This is a genomic window from Pseudomonas sp. Root562 (assembly GCF_001427125.1).
In the GTDB taxonomy this organism is placed as follows: Bacteria; Pseudomonadota; Gammaproteobacteria; order Pseudomonadales; family Pseudomonadaceae; genus Aquipseudomonas.
Window position 1 is genome coordinate 103992 of the sequence record NZ_LMGK01000025.1, and the last position, 15868, is coordinate 119859.

Below are 15868 nucleotides of genomic sequence, written 5' to 3' on the forward strand. Positions count from 1 at the left end.
TTTTTTATCAAAGTCCTGCTATTCGCAGCCTAGCGATCCCCTTGGCGACGGCGTTGCACCAGCGGCACCAGATAAACCGGCACTTTGGCCAACTGCAACACCCGCGCCGCGGTGCGGCCCAATGGCGTTTCCGCACCAGCCCCGTGGCTGTGACTACCTACGATCAGCAAATCCACAGAGAGTTTCTGCGCCTGGTCGAGAATCACCTGCGACGGATCGCCCTGCAGCACCCGTACTGCCTGGATTCTTTTCAGGTCCAACTCACCCTCGCCGCCCAACTCCTCACGAAAGCTATCCAGCACCCGCTGCTCGATACTCGCAATGACCGTGTTCAAGCCCTGGCTGTGAAACTCGTTCAACGCTTGCTCGTCGAGGTAGCTCTGAAGCACCGATTCGGCAAACAGGCCCATGGGTTCCACCGCGTGCACTACGTACAAGTCGGCATCGAATGTCCGAGCCAATTCCAGGGCGTGTTGCATCACCACGGGGGCGTACAGGCCGAGGTCAGTGGCATACAGCATCGAACGGATCATATGACCTCCTCGAATGCCAACATGGCGGAGATTGATTCAGCTTAGCAGCGCCTTGGCGAGTACGACGTCCGGTGTAACGCGTTGAACGGCAGGCTTAAATCTTTTGTTCGTTGCTTATGCCATGTGGCACATGACCGGTGGCGACGACTTCACGGGCCAGCTCGCAGTGACCGGCCTGATCATCGAAAAACACATCCGCGGCAAAGGCTTCGAGGAATGCCGACTTGGTCAGGCCACCGAGGAACAGCGACTCGTCCAGACGAATATCCCATTCGCGCAATGTGCGAATCACCCGTTCATGGGCCGGCGCCGAACGTGCGGTCACCAGCGCCGTGCGGATGGGGCATTCGCCATCCGGGAACTCGCGCTGCAACAAATTGAGAGCGGCGAGGAAGCCCTTGAACGGCCCGCCGCGCAAAGGCTGGCGCGCCGCTTCGCGTTCACTGGCCTGAAATGCCTCCAGACCACCGGCCTGGTAAACGCGCTCCGACTCATCGGAAAACAGCACCGCATCGCCGTCAAACGCGATGCGCAGTTCGTCGCTGGCCGCGCGGCTGGCACCGCCGGACAAAATGGTTGCCGCGGCGAAACCCGCGTCCAGCGCACTGCGCACGTCTTCGGCGTGAGTCGAAAGAAACAGATCGCAGCCAAACGCCTTGAGGTATGGGTAAGGACTGCGCCCGCCAACGAATGCCGCGCGGGAGATCGCCAGCCCGTAGTGATGAATCGAATTGAATACCCGCAGACCGGTATCGGCGCTGTTGCGCGACACCAGGACCACCTCGACCCGGGCACGTCCAAGGCTGGCGTTGAGATTCAGGAGTTTTTGCACCAAGGGAAACGCGTCACCGGGCTCGAGGATTTCGTCTTCGTGTTCGATCTGATATTGCCGGTAAGCTTCGACGCCGCTCGACAGGTAGACCTTGTGGCTGTCACTCAGGTCGAACAATGCGCGCGACGAAATCGCCAGCACCAGTTTGTCGTCAATTACGTTTGGCATCCCCTTCCCCCATTGCCTTGATCAACTCAAGTATTACGTCGATCGATAAAACTCAAGCTGCGATACAACGCCTCGATTCGTGGCAGTTCACATCCCGCCGCTTTGGCCGCGGCCAGTGGCCGGGCATAGATAGCCTGTAGCTCCAGCGGTCGCTTGTGCAGAAAATCGTGATACATGCTCGGCCAGTAGTCAGGCATTTTCTCGGTCATCAGGAACAGGTGCTCGGCGTAACCCGCTGGCACCTCGTGACCACAGGCGATTGCGCCCTGCACCACCTCGGCCATCAGCGCCTTGATCATTTCCCGGCTGTCGGCATCGGCCATCAAGGGTGTGGTGCTGGCCCCGAGCAACACCGACAGACCGTTGTAAGGGATATTCCAGACCAGTTTTTGCCAACGTGCCTGATGCAGGTTCGCCATGGCCTGAGAGTCGATGCCCGCGGCCTGGAACAAGCCGACACCTTCTTCGACGATCGCAATCCGCGCCGATTCATCGGCGGGGCCGCTGTGGTAGCCGACATGCACGGCACCGAGCGCCTGATGGGTAATGACGCCCGGCCCTTCCCGATGAACGCAGATATAGCAAAGCCCACCCAGCAGATGCAGCGAGTCAGGAAGCAGTTCGCGCAGGCTGTCTTCGACATCCAGGCCATTCTGCAACAACAGGACCTTTGCATTCGGTGCGGCGGCTTGCAGGATCGCCGGTGCCAGATCCGCGTTGCTGGTGGTCTTGGCGCCGACCAGCAACCAGTCGCACGGTGGCATGTCTTCTGCGCTCGAATAGGCCTTGACCGGATTCAATGTCAGCGCACCATGGGCTGCATGGTTCACCAGCAACCCGCGTTCGGCCACCACGGAAAACTCGCTGCGCAGCAGAAAATGCACATCGAAACCGGCTCGCGCCAGCATCACCCCGTAGAAACCACCGATTGCACCGGTTCCGATCATACCGATGGTCGGTTTCGCAACTGTCCCTATCATGGCAACTCCTCTGCTGTTCGACTCAGCGCCTGACGTATCGCCCGATTGAGTTCGGTGCCGGTCAGGCGCGAATGCAATGCCCCGAAGAATTCACCGTCGCGTACCACGAACAGCGCCGGCAAATGAAAAACCTGATATCGCTCGACCACCCCGCCATTGTTCCCGGCATCGATCCAGCACAGGCGATCGACTGCCAGATCGAGTGACGGCAATTGCTCGCGGGCGAAACGGCAACTGGAACAGCCGACACTGGTGAAAATCACCAGCGACACACCGTTCATCGTCAGCAGCCGTTGGTCGGCGTCGAAATCGGTCAGTTCCGATTCGACCACTATACTGGGAGAAACAATGTCAGATGGCCGACACATGGAGTCCGTGTTCATGGGACGATTCATTCCTCATCCTGACGATGTACCCGTGGAATTAACGTTGCTCAAACCCGAGTGTATTTCGCGACGACAGCTGCACACTATCAGCCTCGGGGGCATGGCATGCAATTATCACCGCGCGTGGCGCCACGGCACGGCGCTCGAAGTGCGCATGCCGACGCTCAATCCCGACCTGCGTTTTCCGGGCTATGTAGCCTGGTGCCTGCGACGAAAACATGGCTATCTGGTTGGCATTGCCTTCGTCGACGAACAGACGCTGTTCAGTGCCCGAATGGGTGAGCAGGTGTGCCAGATCGAGCGTTATTGCCGCCAGCACGATCCCCACAATGACCTGCAGGAAGTTCAGGCACTGGCGCTCGAGTGGGTCCAGGAACACGCCGACGAGTTCTCTCACGAAACGGTTCGCAAGGCATTTGCACAGCCTGTACTGGATTAAAGCGCTGCCAGCCCATTGTCTAGCCACGGTGTAACGCGCTAAGGTTCGGCTCCCCGACGCGCTTAATTTGCTGTGCTCCGCCGCGCGGGTTCGCTGGCGGCCGGCACCCGTGACCTGACGAGTAAACGATGGCTGATTTACCGATCAACGACCTAAACGTCGCCTCCAACGAGACACTGATCACCCCCGATCAGCTCAAGCGCGATATTCCCCTGAGCGACGCTGCGTTGCGCACCGTGACCAAGGGCCGCGAAGTCATTCGCAATATTCTCGATGGCACCGACCATCGCCTGTTCGTCGTCATCGGGCCTTGCTCGATCCACGACATCAAGGCAGCCCACGAATACGCCGAGCGCCTGAAGGTTCTCGCCGCAGAAGTGTCCGATACCCTGTATCTGGTCATGCGTGTGTATTTCGAGAAGCCACGCACCACCGTCGGCTGGAAAGGCTTGATCAACGATCCGTATCTGGACGACTCGTTCAAGATCCAGGACGGGCTGCACATCGGTCGTCAACTGCTGCTGGACCTGGCCGAAATGGGCTTGCCAACCGCCACCGAAGCCCTCGATCCGATCTCCCCGCAATATCTGCAGGACCTGATCAGCTGGTCGGCCATCGGCGCGCGCACCACCGAATCGCAGACTCACCGTGAAATGGCCTCCGGCCTGTCCTCGGCTGTCGGCTTCAAGAACGGCACCGATGGCGGCCTGACCGTGGCGATCAACGCCCTGCAATCGGTTTCCAGCCCGCACCGCTTCCTGGGGATCAACCAGGAAGGTGGCGTGTCGATCGTGACCACCAAGGGCAACGCCTACGGTCACGTCGTGCTGCGCGGCGGCAACGGCAAGCCTAACTACGACTCGGTCAGCGTCGCTCTGTGCGAGCAAGCGCTGAACAAAGCGAAGATCAAGCCGAACATCATGGTCGATTGCAGCCACGCCAACTCCAACAAGGATCCGGCCCTGCAACCGCTGGTGATGGAGAACGTCGCCAACCAGATCCTCGAAGGCAACCAGTCGATCATCGGCCTGATGGTCGAAAGCCACCTGAACTGGGGTTGCCAGGCTATCCCGAAAGACCTCGCCGACCTGCAATACGGTGTGTCGATCACCGATGCCTGCATCGACTGGACAGCGACCGAAAACACCTTGCGCAGCATGCATGCCAAGCTCAAGGACGTGCTGCCGAAACGCAAACGCACCTGATCGCCATTTGCGGCAGACAAAAAAACGCCGGGCTGAACCCGGCGTTTTTTTATGCATTCGTTTTGTTGAAGGTCACTGGCTCAGCTTGGCCGCATGCCGCTGGTGACGCTCCATGTAGCGTTCGACGTAGGAACACGACGGGATAACCGTGTAGCCCATCTCTTCGGCGTACTGCAACGCCTGCTCGGTCAGTGCCGCTGCAATACCCCGACCACGCAGTGCGTTAGGCACGAACGTGCGATAGATATCCAGGGTCTGTTTCCCCAGATCCATATAAGTCAGGTAGGCACGATGACCGTCCACATTGGTCTCGAACTGATGACCAGCCTGGTCATGGTGGATGGACAACGCCTCGCTCATCACTACTCCTCGCGGGTCTTGGATTCCGACCCCTACCTTACCGATGTTTTTCCGGCGAAGGAACATCTACGCCACCCCGTGCCTGAATGGACACCGAGAAGAGCTACACCGATCTCGCGCAACCGAGCACGTACAAATAGTAGGCACCATTGGCAGAAATGCTCAAGGTACGCTCGTCATCATGCAGGTTGGCAGGTGCCGCTCCGGGTCACGCAGGACGGGCTCGACCGAAGATCACCAAGGTCGCAAGCCTGAACATTGCCGGATATTGAGACTTAAGACGAGCGCCCGTTGTTAAAGTCACCTGAATAAGGAGAAAGATATTGAGAGGCGCCACGCAGAATTCGAACAAAAGTGTAGACAGTCCATCTAGCCAGACTTTAGCCAAGACTGGAAAAAGAGCCTCGAACCTCGGGAACTTTTCTTCGCCGGCTCGCTCAGCTCGGGCCTTCTAGCTGGATATTTTTTATACAGCGCAGTTAAAAGTTGCTCGAAAAAGAATCAACGCCTACAATTTTTTAGGCTTCTTGCGTCACGTCAGTTTTACTTACTACAACTTATGGGTAGTATGTACGCCGGCTATTTCCTCACTCTGAGGAGACAGCTACTTAATAGAAAGTCCTTGAAGGGGAACACGATGAACAACGTTCTGAAATTCTCTGCTCTGGCTCTGGCCGCAGTTCTGGCTACCGGTTGCAGCAGCGCATCGAAAGAAACCGAAGCACGTCTGACCGCTACTGAAGACGCAGCTGCTCGCTCCCAGGCTCGTGCAGACGAAGCTTACCGTAAAGCTGATGAAGCTCTGGCTGCTGCTCAAAAAGCACAACAGACTGCTGACGAAGCTAACGAGCGTGCTCTGCGCATGCTGGAAAAAGCTAGCCGCAAGTAATAGTCCTTCGGGATTGTTATCAAGCCGACCCATTTTTGGGTCGGCTTTTTTATTGCCCGGCTTTTGATGCAGGCATAAAAAAACCCGTCGATGCGAGCAACATCGACGGGCTCCTTTCAAGCATTACTGCAGCGGGTCGAGGGGTGCGCTCGATACCATCGGAGCGGCCGTGCTCGGTACGCCGATTTCCACCGGCAGACCATCTTCGGCTGCCACTACATCACGTACCACATCCCAATTCATGCGCAGATTATTGGTGATGTCTTCACGCTTGAGCATCGCATTGATCACAGCCGTGTGCTTGTCGACCACCGACGGATTGCCCTTGTCGTCCAGTGGTGTGTGCGCTTCCAGGTAAACCTTGCCGCCACTCACGCCGAACTTGTAGGAGTCGTTGATGATCCGCACCGACGTCCCGACTGGCACCATGCCGGCCATTTCCAGCACGTTGTTGTTGAACATGCGGAAGCAGCCGTGGCTGGTGCGCATGCCGATGCCGAATTTCTTGTTCGAACCGTGGATCAGGTAGCCCGGGGTGCCCAGGGTGAACTTGAACGGCCCCAGCGGGTTGTCCGGGCCGGCCGGCACCACATTCGGCAACGGGTCGCCGTCGGCGGCGTGCTCGGCCTTGATCGATGCTGGAGGCGTCCAGGTCGGGTTTGGCGTCTTGGCGATGATGCTGGTGTGGGCAATCGGCGAGCCCCAGCCTTCACGACCGATTCCCAGCGGGAAGGTGTAGACCACGTTCCGGCCTTTCGGGAAGTAGTAGAGGCGGTACTCGGCGAGGTTGATGACGATGCCTTCACGCGGCCCCGGCGGCAGAATGAAGCGGGTCGGCAGCACGATTTCGGTGCCGGCGCCCGGCAGCCATGGGTCCACGCCCGGGTTGGCCGCGACCATTTCCGTGTAGCCCAGGTCGTAGGTGGTGCCAAGGTCGGCGAAGGTATCTTCGTATTTGGCCTTGATCACTTGCACCTGGCCGACGATGTCTTCCCCAGGCGGTGGTAGTGGCAGCTCCAATGCTGCGACGGGGCCCGCTACACAGAGAGCGGCAAGTGTCAGGCAGCGGGTGACGGCAGGAAAGCGCGGCAACATCCGGAAAATCCTTCGCATGATCAACAGAGGGTATAAGAACGCGATTGTACACCGCTGTCTGTTATTTCGGGGAGGTTGCCTGATTGCTGGCGATGGTCTCAACGATGATGTGCCCTGTCGGGATGAAAGTGGAGTCTGGACGTTTTTGCGAGCAGGCTGGCTCCTACAGTTGGATTGGCGGCAGTTGGTAGAGATTGGTCGGCTGTGAGGCCCCCATCGCTGGCAAGCCAGCTCCCACAGGGTCTTGTGGTACTCACATCAAAAAGCAACAGCACAACGCCACACAAGCGCCGTTGCTTTTAACCACTCTAGGTCGAGCGTTAGCTCGCCTGCCGTTGCTTTTAACCACTCCAGGCCGAGCGTTAGCTCGCCTGCCGCTTTTGATTCACCCGCCCCCTCGGCAGGCTGAGTGGAGGCGTTCATCCTGGGGGTGGGCGCGCAGCGCCGTGCGGCGTAGCCGCACACATCGAGAGGAGGTCGTCGCGAAGCAGACCGGAGGCGATGCCCCCGGATGAATGCCGGAGTTTTTGGTTACTTTTTTTAGGCGTTTGTAAAAAAAGTGACTCGCCGTAAGGGCGAAACCCTAAGCCGCCGTTACCGCAGAAATGGATATGTACACCGTCAAGACGCGATGTCAGATCAAAGCTCAAACCGCAACTCAGGCCAGATCGGCGAAGTCCCGCGTTTTTGCGATTCGAGAATGGCGCGGCACAGCGAACACAGGCGCTGATCCTGGAACACCCGACGATCAACACTCGACCAACGAGGCTGCGCCGGCAACAGGCTGCCGCACAAGGTCCGGTCCGCCGAGCCGCCCAACTCCAGTTGCCGTGTCACAAGATGTACCCGTACTTCCTGGCAGGCGAACAGATCCAGCTGTTCGTCAGGCTCGATCAGTTGATAGGCAAATAGTGACCAGGCAGGACGCGGCATCGGGGGCTCCAAATCGGGGGCGCCACCTTAGCCGAAAGCCTGCCGCTAGAAAAGTGTCATAACAGCGGTTTTAGGGTAGGCCAGACATTTTCCAGCAACTTGTCCTGAGCCCCGGCCGCCGGGTGTATGCCATCGGCCTGCATCAGGTCGGGATGACCGCCCACGCCTTCGAGAAAAAACGGCACCAGCGGGATTTTCTTCTCGTCGGCCAGGTTGCTGTAGACATCAGCGAAAGCCTTGGTGTAACGCGCGCCATAATTGGGTGGCAACTGCATGCCGAGCAACAGCACCTTGGCACCGCTGGCGCGGGAGCTGTCGATCATCGAAGCAAGATTTTGTTGCAATTGTGTTGGGAGCAGTCCACGCAGTCCGTCATTGCCGCCCAATTCGAGGATCACCAACTCCGGCTTATGCTCTGCAAGCAGCGCCGGCAGCCGCGCCTGGCCACCGGCACTGGTGTCGCCGCTGATGGACGCATTGACCACTTTATCGTCAAAACCTTCGCGCTTGAGCCGCTGCTCAAGCAACGACACCCACCCCAGCCGGGTATCCAGCCCGAAACCGGCGCTGATACTATCGCCAACGATCAGGACAGTACCCGCCGCTGCGTTCTGGGCCATGCACATCAAGGCCAGGCCAGCACTCAAAAACCACACACGCATCGGATTCTCCATGGGCGCAAGCATACTCACCGCGAAGAACCTCAGCAAAGTGGTTCCCAGCGCGGAAGGTGAACTGACTATCCTGCACGAACTCAGCCTGGAACTGAACAAGGGCGACAGCCTGGCCATCGTTGGCGCGTCCGGTTCCGGCAAATCCACCCTTCTGGGCCTGCTCGCCGGCCTCGACCTGCCGAGCAGCGGCGAAGTCACACTCGCCGGCCAAGGCCTGAGCAATCTGGATGAAGACCAGCGCGCACGAATTCGCGCCGAGCATGTCGGTTTTGTTTTTCAGTCCTTCCAGTTGCTCGACAGCCTCAATGCCCTGGAAAACGTCATGCTGCCGCTGGAACTCGATGGCCGCAAGGACGCCCGTGGCCGCGCCACCGAGCTGCTGCAACGGGTCGGCCTGGGCCAACGCCTGACCCACTCGCCCCGCCAGCTCTCCGGCGGCGAACAGCAGCGCGTGGCAATTGCCCGGGCGTTTGCCGCCGAGCCCGATGTGCTCTTCGCCGACGAGCCAACCGGCAATCTCGACAGCCACACTGGTGAGCGCATCAGCGATCTGTTGTTCGAACTCAACAAGGAACGCGGCACGACGCTGGTGCTGGTGACCCACGATGAACGCCTGGCACATCGCTGCCGGCGCCTGATCCGTCTTGAAGCCGGCCTGCTGGTCGCCCCTCTGGAGCCTTGATGGCACGTCTGCCGCTGTTGCGCCTGTTCAGCCTCGCCATCCGCCAACTGCTGCGCGACGCTCGCGCCGGTGAATTGCGGGTATTGTTTTTCGCGTTATTGGTGGCCGTGGCCGCGAGTACTGCCATTGGTTATTTCGGCGCTCGCCTGAACGGTGCCATGATGCTGCGCGCCACCGAATTCCTCGGGGCCGATCTGGTGCTGGAAGGCAGCTCCGAAGCGCGCCCGGAACAAATCAGAAGCGGCACCGAGCTGGGTCTGCAACATGCGCAAGTGGTGGAGTTTTCCAGCGTCATCGCCACCGACAACGGCATTCAACTGTCCAGCATCAAGGCTGCCGACGATCTCTATCCACTGCGCGGCGAACTGAAAAGCGCCCCCGCCCCTTTCGCCCCGGAAGCACCCGGAGGGAGACCGAAACCCGGCGAAGCCTGGGTCGAAGCCCGATTGCTGACAGCGCTGAACCTGAAGATCGGCGACAGCATCGATGTGGGCATGAAAACCCTGACACTGGCGCGCGTGTTGACCTACGAACCGGACCGTGCGGGCAACTTCTACAGTTTGACGCCGCGCGTGCTGATCAATCTCAACGACCTTGCCGCCACCGGCGTCGTGCAACCCGGCAGCCGGGTCAGTTACCGCGAGCTCTGGCGCGGGAACGCCGAGACGCTGGAGCTCTATCGTCAATTGATCAAACCCGGCCTGGCCGCCAATCAGCGCATCCAGGATGCGCGCGATGGCAACCGGCAGATTGGCGGCGCACTGGGCAAGGCCGAGCGTTATTTGAACATGGCCAGTCTGGTCGCGGTGCTGCTGGCCGGTGTCGCCGTGGCGCTGTCGGCAACGCGCTTCGCCACTCGCCGCTTCGATGCCAGTGCGCTGTTGCGCTGCCTTGGTTTGTCCCGCCGGGAAACCCTGGTGCTGTTCAGTCTGCAACTGGCCGTCCTCGGCCTGCTCGCCAGCATCACCGGCGCGGTCATCGGCTGGCTTGCGCAACTTGGCCTGTTCGCCCTGCTGCACGACTTGTTGCCGACCGATGTGCCGCCCGGCGGCCTGTTTCCGGCCTTCGCCGGAATCGGCACAGGTTTGGTTGCACTGGCCGGGTTTGCCTTGCCGCCACTGGCTGCACTGGGTCGGGTACCACCGCTGCGGGTGTTGCGGCGGGACATGCTGCCGATCCCGTCGAGTTCCTGGATGGTCTACGGCGCTGCATTGGGCGCCCTCGGCCTGATCATGTGGCGCCTGAGCCTGGACCTTCTGCTGACCTTCGCCCTGCTCGGTGGTGGCGTCGTTGCGGCGCTGGTGCTGGGTGGCTTGTTGTTGCTGCTGCTGAAAAGTCTGCGGCGAATGCTGGCCCGTGCGTCTTTGCCGTGGCGGCTGGGGCTGGGTCAATTGTTGCGCCATCCTCTGGCGGCGGCGGGACAATCACTGGCATTCGGCCTGATCCTGCTGTCGATGGCGTTGATTGCGCTGCTGCGCGGTGAATTGCTCGATACCTGGCAGAACCAGTTGCCGAAAAATGCACCGAACTACTTTGCGCTGAACATTCTGCCGGGGGATAAACAGGCCTTCGCCGATCGCCTGATGGAGTTGTCGGCGCAATCGGCGCCGCTGTATCCGGTGGTACCGGGACGCCTGATCAGCATCAACGGCGAGCCAGTGCAGCAGATCGTCACCAAGGAGTCCGCAGGTGACCGGGCGATCCAGCGGGACTTGAGCCTGACCTGGGCGGCGGACTTGCCAGCGGGCAACAAACTCACTGCCGGCAACTGGTGGCCCGAGCAGGCGCCGGATGACATTCCCGGCGTCTCGGTGGAGGGCAAGGTCGCCGAGAGCCTGAAGCTCAAGCTCGGCGACCATCTGATCTTCACCGTCGGCGGGGTCAATCGCGAGGCCAAAGTCACCAGTCTGCGGGAGATCAACTGGGATAACTTCCAGCCGAACTTCTTCATGATCTTCCAGCCCGGGACCTTGAAGGACCTGCCGGCAACTTACCTGACCAGCTTCTACCTCGCATCGGGTCATGACCAGCAGATCGTCGATCTGTCCCGAGCCTTTCCGGCGGTGACCATTTTGCAAGTCGAGGCGCTGTTGGCGCAGCTGCGCAGCATCCTCGCCCAGGTCACCCTGGCGGTGGAGTACGTGCTGTTATTCGTGCTGGCAGCGGGGATGGCGGTGTTGTTTTCCGGCCTGCAAGCGACACTGGACGAGCGCATTCGTCAGGGCGCTTTATTGCGGGCGCTGGGTGCAGAGCGGCAATTGCTGGTCAAGGCGCGGCGAATCGAGTTCGGTTTGCTGGGCGCAGTCAGCGGCTTGCTGGCAGCGCTGGGCTCGGAAGTCGTGAGCCTGGTGCTTTACCGATATGCGTTCGACCTGCCCTGGCATCCGCATCCGTGGCTGCTGGTGTTGCCATTGATCGGTGCTGTGCTGATCGGCGGCGCCGGTGTATTCGGCACTCGCCGCGCCTTGAATGCCAGCCCGCTGACAGTTTTGCGCGAGGGTTGATAAACTCAAGCGCTCTTAATCACAAGAAGTCGCCATGAGCCGCTACCGCCCTCCCCGAACCGCCGGCACCGCGCTGATCACCCCCGAAGGTGAAGCGCGGATGCGTGCCGAGTTTCATGAGCTTTGGCATGTCCGTAGGCCGCAAGTCACGCAGTCTGTCAGCGAAGCGGCGGCACAGGGCGATCGCTCGGAAAACGCTGAATACACCTACGGCAAAAAGATGCTGCGGGAAATCGACAGTCGCGTGCGGTTTCTCACTAAACGCCTGGAAGCGCTCAAGGTCGTCAGTGAAAAGCCCAGCGACCCGAACAAAGTCTATTTCGGTGCGTGGGTCACCATCGAGGACGAGGACGGCAAAGAGTCCCGTTATCGCATCGTCGGGCCGGATGAGCTGGACTTGAAACAGGGCCTGATCAGCATCGATTCACCGCTGGCCCGCGCCTTGATCGGCAAGGCTCTGGACGCCGAAGTGCGAGTCCAGACGCCTACCGGCGAACAATGTGTGTACATCGTTTCGATCGACTATCCGTAAGCCGTAGCGCTCGGCATTCAGCGACGGGTAATCAGCCCTTGCCGGGCGACACGGGTCAGTTGCCTGATGACTTCGGGGGCGTCTTCGAGGTTTGGCGATTGAATCACCGCCAGATCAAAACTGTCGCTGGCAAAACGGGCGAGGGATTCGCCGTCGTCGACGAACTGGATCAGGAACGCAGCGGGACCGCCGTTACGACGTGGCCAACCATCGAGATAACGCAGGAGCGTCGGCTGATGCTTGCCGCCAAGCAGGATTTTTGGATTGCGCTGGGTGAGGTGTGCCGTGATCGGCGCGGGACGTACTACAGGGTTTAGTGCATTCATCGTGTCGTGTCTCTGCCTCAAAAGTCTGCATGGCAGGTGAGAGGCAACACCGAACCAGCGCTTTAGCGGTATTTCGAAGCCTGTTTCAAGCTTCTATCGGCAACTGAATGAGTCACCTGGCGCCCCGCAAGTAGCTGTTTAAATCGGCGCATGGGCAGCATCCTAGAGAAGCTGACCGGACAGTGTCAAGAATGACGCGTAACAAAAAAAGGCCCGCACAATGCTCATTGTGCGGGCCTTTGCCTTGAGCCAGAGCGGTCAGCCGGCGATGGCGCGGTCTGCCGAGAGCTTGCCGGCGCCTTCGATCAGTACCGCGATGCTGCCACCGAGCAGTGCGAGAGCGAACTCATAACCGTTGTTGGCCATGAACAAGCCGTTGCTGATATGCACCGAGAAGATCGCCACCAGGGAAAGGAAGGTCAGGCCCAGCGCGGCCGGCCGCACCAGCAAGCCGATGATCAACGCCAGCCCGGCGAAGAACTCGGTACCACCTGCCAGCGTCGCCATCAGGTAGCCTGGCGTCAGGCCGATGCTTTCCATGTACTGCGCGGTGCCGGCCAGACCGTAGCCACCAAATGCCCCGAACAGTTTCTGCGAGCCGTGGGCAGCGAAGATGATGCCGACGATAATTCGCAGAACGGTCAGGCCGTAGCCAGCGCGGGTAAACAGTACCTTGTTGATCAGTGTGCTCATGCTGTGTCATCCATTGTGAGAGTGAGTTGGTTGGCCGCCATATTAATCAGTAAATCTCATGTTAAAAGCGCAAAATATCCACCTTAACAATCAGTTTATTCGATCACTTACGAAGGGCAACCTTCTGCCCCTGGGGCTCCAACGACTCCCGCTCCCGATCGAACGCCAGGTAATACTTGTTCACGCTATTAACATAGCTGACAGGTCCCATTCCCACCTGCTCCATGGCAACGCGCTCGACCTGGAAAAACCACTGGTTCGGATTCAGGCCTCGACGCCGTGCCTCGGCACGCATTCCTTGCACCCGCTCCGGTCCGATGTTGTAGGCCGCCAGCACGAAGGCCATTCGCTCGCGTTCGTTGAGCTTGGGGCTGGCGAAAAACTTGCGACGAATCATCGCCAGATACTTGGCCCCGGCCTGCACATTGGCATCAAGATCCTGAATATTGTTGACCCCCACCCGCTGGGCCGCGGAAGGCGTGATCTGCATCAGCCCGGTCGGCGCACCGCCACTGCGCGCCGTCGGCTTCAGGCCTGACTCCTTGAACGCCAGCGCCGCCAGGTTCAACCAGTCCATGTTTTGCGCATCGGCATGCTTTTGCAGCACTGGTCGCAGCTTTTCCAGACGTTGTCGGTCAGCCTTGGCCAGTGGGTAGTGAACCTGGTACAGGCGCCGATAGATGCGCAGGAAGGCCGCATCCTGATCCGACGGCTTTTTGTAACCGGTGAGAAAGCGATCAATGCTGGCGCGCAGCATCGAAGCATCGCGACGCACGAACCAGAACTCTTCGCCCGGCTCGCTGATGAGCACCTGTCGATCCAGGCGCAGTTTCGGCAGGATCTTGCCCCAGCGTTCGGCGATTGGCTGCTCAACGATGGTCAGATGAAAGATCCCGCCCTGGACCATTTCCAGCACGTCTTCGACCGCCAGGCTGGGATCGACCCATTCGATGTTGACCGCTGGCAATTTATGCAGCGCGAGCTTTTGGTTGATCTGGCTGATGGCATCCCCGGCGGCGCTGCCCGTTGGCAACGCCAGGGTTTTACCTGACAACTGTTCAAGTCGGGTGTAGCGGCGCTCACCCTTGATGCCCACCAGCACCAAGGGAATGTTCCTGGCCACCGGTTCACTGCTGCTGACGGCGAACCCCGGTTGCAAATCGAGCAATTCTCCAGGCGCAACCAGATCGCCCTCCCCGCGCTGCAACGCGCCGAGCAGTTGATCCTTGGCTTTGGGAATGATCTTGAGGCTGATTTCCTGGCCGTCACGGGCGTGACCATTGAGGTATTGCTCAAAGGCGCGCAAGCGATGGTATTCGACGCCGATGGCCTGGCCCTGGACTTCACCGGAGCTGTTGCGACTCTGGTTGACCAACACCCGCAGCACTCGACTGCTGCGAATTTCCGTCAAGTCTCGGACCTTGGTCGCCGGCACGGCTTGCAGGGGGCCGGGCAGACGCGCGACCGCCGACATCGGCAGCAGCAGCGAACAACACAGCAATAGCAAAACCGAGGGACGAATCATCCACTCTCCGGAAAGAATTCGGGCTGATCACATGAGTGTTTTCATGAAATCAAACGAAAAAACTGAGCGCCTGAGCGCTGGCAAAGTGCGGAAGACTGGCACAGTGATGGCAACCTTGACCACCCCGCCCGGTCCCGCGGCTCAAAAGACAGCTATAACTCGTTGTAGTTCTTGGTTTTTCTTATAAATCTACAGCTCTGATATGCTTTCCGGCCTTTGGTCCGAGGTAGCACCATGCAACTCATCGATATCGGCGTCAACCTGACCAACCCCAGTTTTGCCGACAAACACCAGGCGGTACTCGACCGCGCCTATGCCGCTGGCGTATGCCAATTGGTGTTGACCGGTACCAGTGTCGAAGGCAGCGAGCAAGCGCTCGAACTCTGCGGGCAACTGGATGACAGCGCGCAACGGCTGTTCGCCACCGCTGGTATTCACCCGCACTCGGCCAGCGACTGGAATGCCGACAGCGCCCGACGCCTGCGCAGCCTGCTTAAAGAGCCGAACGTGGTCGCCGTGGGTGAATGCGGACTGGATTTCAACCGCGATTTCTCGCCACGGCCACAACAGGAAAAAGTCCTGGAAGAACATCTGGCGATGGCCGTTGAACTGCAATTGCCGGTGTTCCTGCACGAGCGGGATGCCAGCCAGCGTCTGCTGGAAATCCTGCGCGACTACCGCGACCAACTGCCCGCCGCCGTGGTGCATTGCTTCACCGGCGAAAAGTCTGCGCTGTTCAGCTACCTCGATCTGGATTTGCACATCGGCATGACTGGCTGGATCTGCGATGAGCGCCGGGGCACGCACCTGCACCCATTGGTCAAGGAAATCAAGCGCGGACGCCTGATGCTGGAAAGCGACGCGCCGTACCTGCTGCCACGCAGCCTGCGACCGAAGCCGAAAAATGGCCGCAACGAACCGGCGTACCTGACCGAGGTGTTGCGCGAGGTGGCATTGCATCGGGCCGAAACCGAGGAAGATCTGGCGGCGCACACGACCGCCTGCGCACGGGCGTTTTTCCGATTGCCGTCAGTTCCTCAGTAGCCACAGGTAAAGCGGTGCCCAGTTGACTCATGTCAACTTTCGAAGCTCTGCATAGCGGCACAATAATG

At 59.7% G+C, this 15868-nt stretch carries 18 protein-coding genes; 7 read left to right on the forward strand and 11 right to left on the reverse strand.

The annotated features are described in order from the left end of the window. Positions 1-29: 29 nt before the first annotated feature. The 4 genes from ASD60_RS24160 to ASD60_RS24175 form a co-directional block, all read right to left on the reverse strand. A complete protein-coding gene (locus tag ASD60_RS24160; protein WP_056856402.1) occupies positions 30-533 on the reverse strand; it encodes a universal stress protein in 504 nt (167 codons plus the stop codon). A 94-nt stretch (positions 534-627) separates the two neighbouring features. After that, on the reverse strand, positions 628-1533 hold the full coding sequence (locus ASD60_RS24165) for a 5'-nucleotidase (RefSeq protein WP_056856403.1): 906 nt from the start codon (positions 1531-1533) through the stop codon (positions 628-630). 26 nt (positions 1534-1559) lie between these two features. Further along, the gene (locus ASD60_RS24170) at positions 1560-2513 is read right to left on the reverse strand and encodes a putative 2-dehydropantoate 2-reductase (protein ID WP_056856404.1); all 954 of its coding nucleotides are present in this window, start codon (positions 2511-2513) and stop codon (positions 1560-1562) included. After that, complete coding sequence (locus ASD60_RS24175) at positions 2510-2896, reverse strand: thioredoxin family protein (RefSeq protein ID WP_056856405.1); 387 nt, start codon at positions 2894-2896, stop codon at positions 2510-2512. Before ASD60_RS24175 ends, ASD60_RS24170 begins: the two co-directional genes overlap by 4 nt. Between ASD60_RS24175 and ASD60_RS24180 the strand changes: the two genes are divergently transcribed. After that, entirely contained in the window at positions 2895-3338 is a 444-nt protein-coding gene (locus tag ASD60_RS24180) for a PilZ domain-containing protein (RefSeq protein WP_056856406.1), read from the forward strand. The two genes, ASD60_RS24175 and ASD60_RS24180, sit on opposite strands and share 2 nt — an antisense overlap. Before the next feature lie 128 nt (positions 3339-3466). Beyond that, positions 3467-4543, forward strand: coding sequence for a 3-deoxy-7-phosphoheptulonate synthase (locus tag ASD60_RS24185; RefSeq protein WP_056856407.1), 1077 nt, complete (start codon positions 3467-3469; stop codon positions 4541-4543). A gap of 72 nt (positions 4544-4615) precedes the next feature. Here ASD60_RS24185 and ASD60_RS24190 read toward each other — a convergent pair whose 3' ends face one another. After that, entirely contained in the window at positions 4616-4903 is a 288-nt protein-coding gene (locus ASD60_RS24190) for a GNAT family N-acetyltransferase (RefSeq protein ID WP_020800382.1), read from the reverse strand. 637 nt (positions 4904-5540) lie between these two features. On the opposite strand from ASD60_RS24190, the gene oprI reads away from it, so the two are divergent. Then, positions 5541-5792 carry an outer membrane lipoprotei OprI gene (gene oprI, locus ASD60_RS24195; protein WP_003183784.1) on the forward strand — a complete coding sequence of 84 codons (252 nt, stop codon included), beginning with the start codon at positions 5541-5543 and terminating at the stop codon, positions 5790-5792. Positions 5793-5915: 123 nt separating this feature from the next. Here the strand turns inward: oprI and ASD60_RS24200 are convergent, their stop codons facing one another. The 3 genes from ASD60_RS24200 to ASD60_RS24210 all read right to left on the reverse strand — a co-directional run bounded on the left by ASD60_RS24200 (position 5916) and on the right by ASD60_RS24210 (position 8482). Next, positions 5916-6887 carry a L,D-transpeptidase family protein gene (locus ASD60_RS24200; RefSeq protein WP_056856408.1) on the reverse strand — a complete coding sequence of 324 codons (972 nt, stop codon included), beginning with the start codon at positions 6885-6887 and terminating at the stop codon, positions 5916-5918. Between the two features lie 639 nt (positions 6888-7526). Then, the gene (locus ASD60_RS24205) at positions 7527-7820 is read right to left on the reverse strand and encodes a hypothetical protein (RefSeq protein WP_003226812.1); all 294 of its coding nucleotides are present in this window, start codon (positions 7818-7820) and stop codon (positions 7527-7529) included. 56 nt (positions 7821-7876) lie between these two features. Next, complete coding sequence (locus ASD60_RS24210; protein ID WP_056856409.1) at positions 7877-8482, reverse strand: arylesterase; 606 nt, start codon at positions 8480-8482, stop codon at positions 7877-7879. A gap of 10 nt (positions 8483-8492) precedes the next feature. Between ASD60_RS24210 and ASD60_RS24215 the strand changes: the two genes are divergently transcribed. Genes ASD60_RS24215 through greB form a run of 3 tightly spaced genes read left to right on the forward strand, consistent with a single transcriptional unit; the run spans position 8493 to position 12212 of the window. Further along, entirely contained in the window at positions 8493-9176 is a 684-nt protein-coding gene (locus ASD60_RS24215) for an ABC transporter ATP-binding protein (protein ID WP_034150171.1), read from the forward strand. Beyond that, positions 9176-11680 carry an ABC transporter permease gene (locus ASD60_RS24220; protein WP_056856410.1) on the forward strand — a complete coding sequence of 835 codons (2505 nt, stop codon included), beginning with the start codon at positions 9176-9178 and terminating at the stop codon, positions 11678-11680. Before ASD60_RS24215 ends, ASD60_RS24220 begins: the two co-directional genes overlap by 1 nt. A gap of 34 nt (positions 11681-11714) precedes the next feature. Continuing rightward, positions 11715-12212, forward strand: coding sequence for a transcription elongation factor GreB (greB, locus tag ASD60_RS24225; RefSeq protein ID WP_056856411.1), 498 nt, complete (start codon positions 11715-11717; stop codon positions 12210-12212). A gap of 17 nt (positions 12213-12229) precedes the next feature. Here the strand turns inward: greB and ASD60_RS24230 are convergent, their stop codons facing one another. From ASD60_RS24230 to ASD60_RS24240, 3 genes are all read right to left on the reverse strand, one after another. Further along, on the reverse strand, positions 12230-12538 hold the full coding sequence (locus ASD60_RS24230) for a hypothetical protein (RefSeq protein ID WP_056856412.1): 309 nt from the start codon (positions 12536-12538) through the stop codon (positions 12230-12232). A gap of 258 nt (positions 12539-12796) precedes the next feature. Continuing rightward, the gene (locus ASD60_RS24235; RefSeq protein WP_056856413.1) at positions 12797-13231 is read right to left on the reverse strand and encodes a DoxX family protein; all 435 of its coding nucleotides are present in this window, start codon (positions 13229-13231) and stop codon (positions 12797-12799) included. A 103-nt stretch (positions 13232-13334) separates the two neighbouring features. Further along, entirely contained in the window at positions 13335-14756 is a 1422-nt protein-coding gene (locus ASD60_RS24240) for a transglycosylase SLT domain-containing protein (RefSeq protein ID WP_056856414.1), read from the reverse strand. Positions 14757-14990: 234 nt separating this feature from the next. Between ASD60_RS24240 and ASD60_RS24245 the strand changes: the two genes are divergently transcribed. Then, a complete protein-coding gene (locus tag ASD60_RS24245) occupies positions 14991-15800 on the forward strand; it encodes a TatD family hydrolase (RefSeq protein WP_056856415.1) in 810 nt (269 codons plus the stop codon). Positions 15801-15868 lie beyond the last annotated feature (68 nt).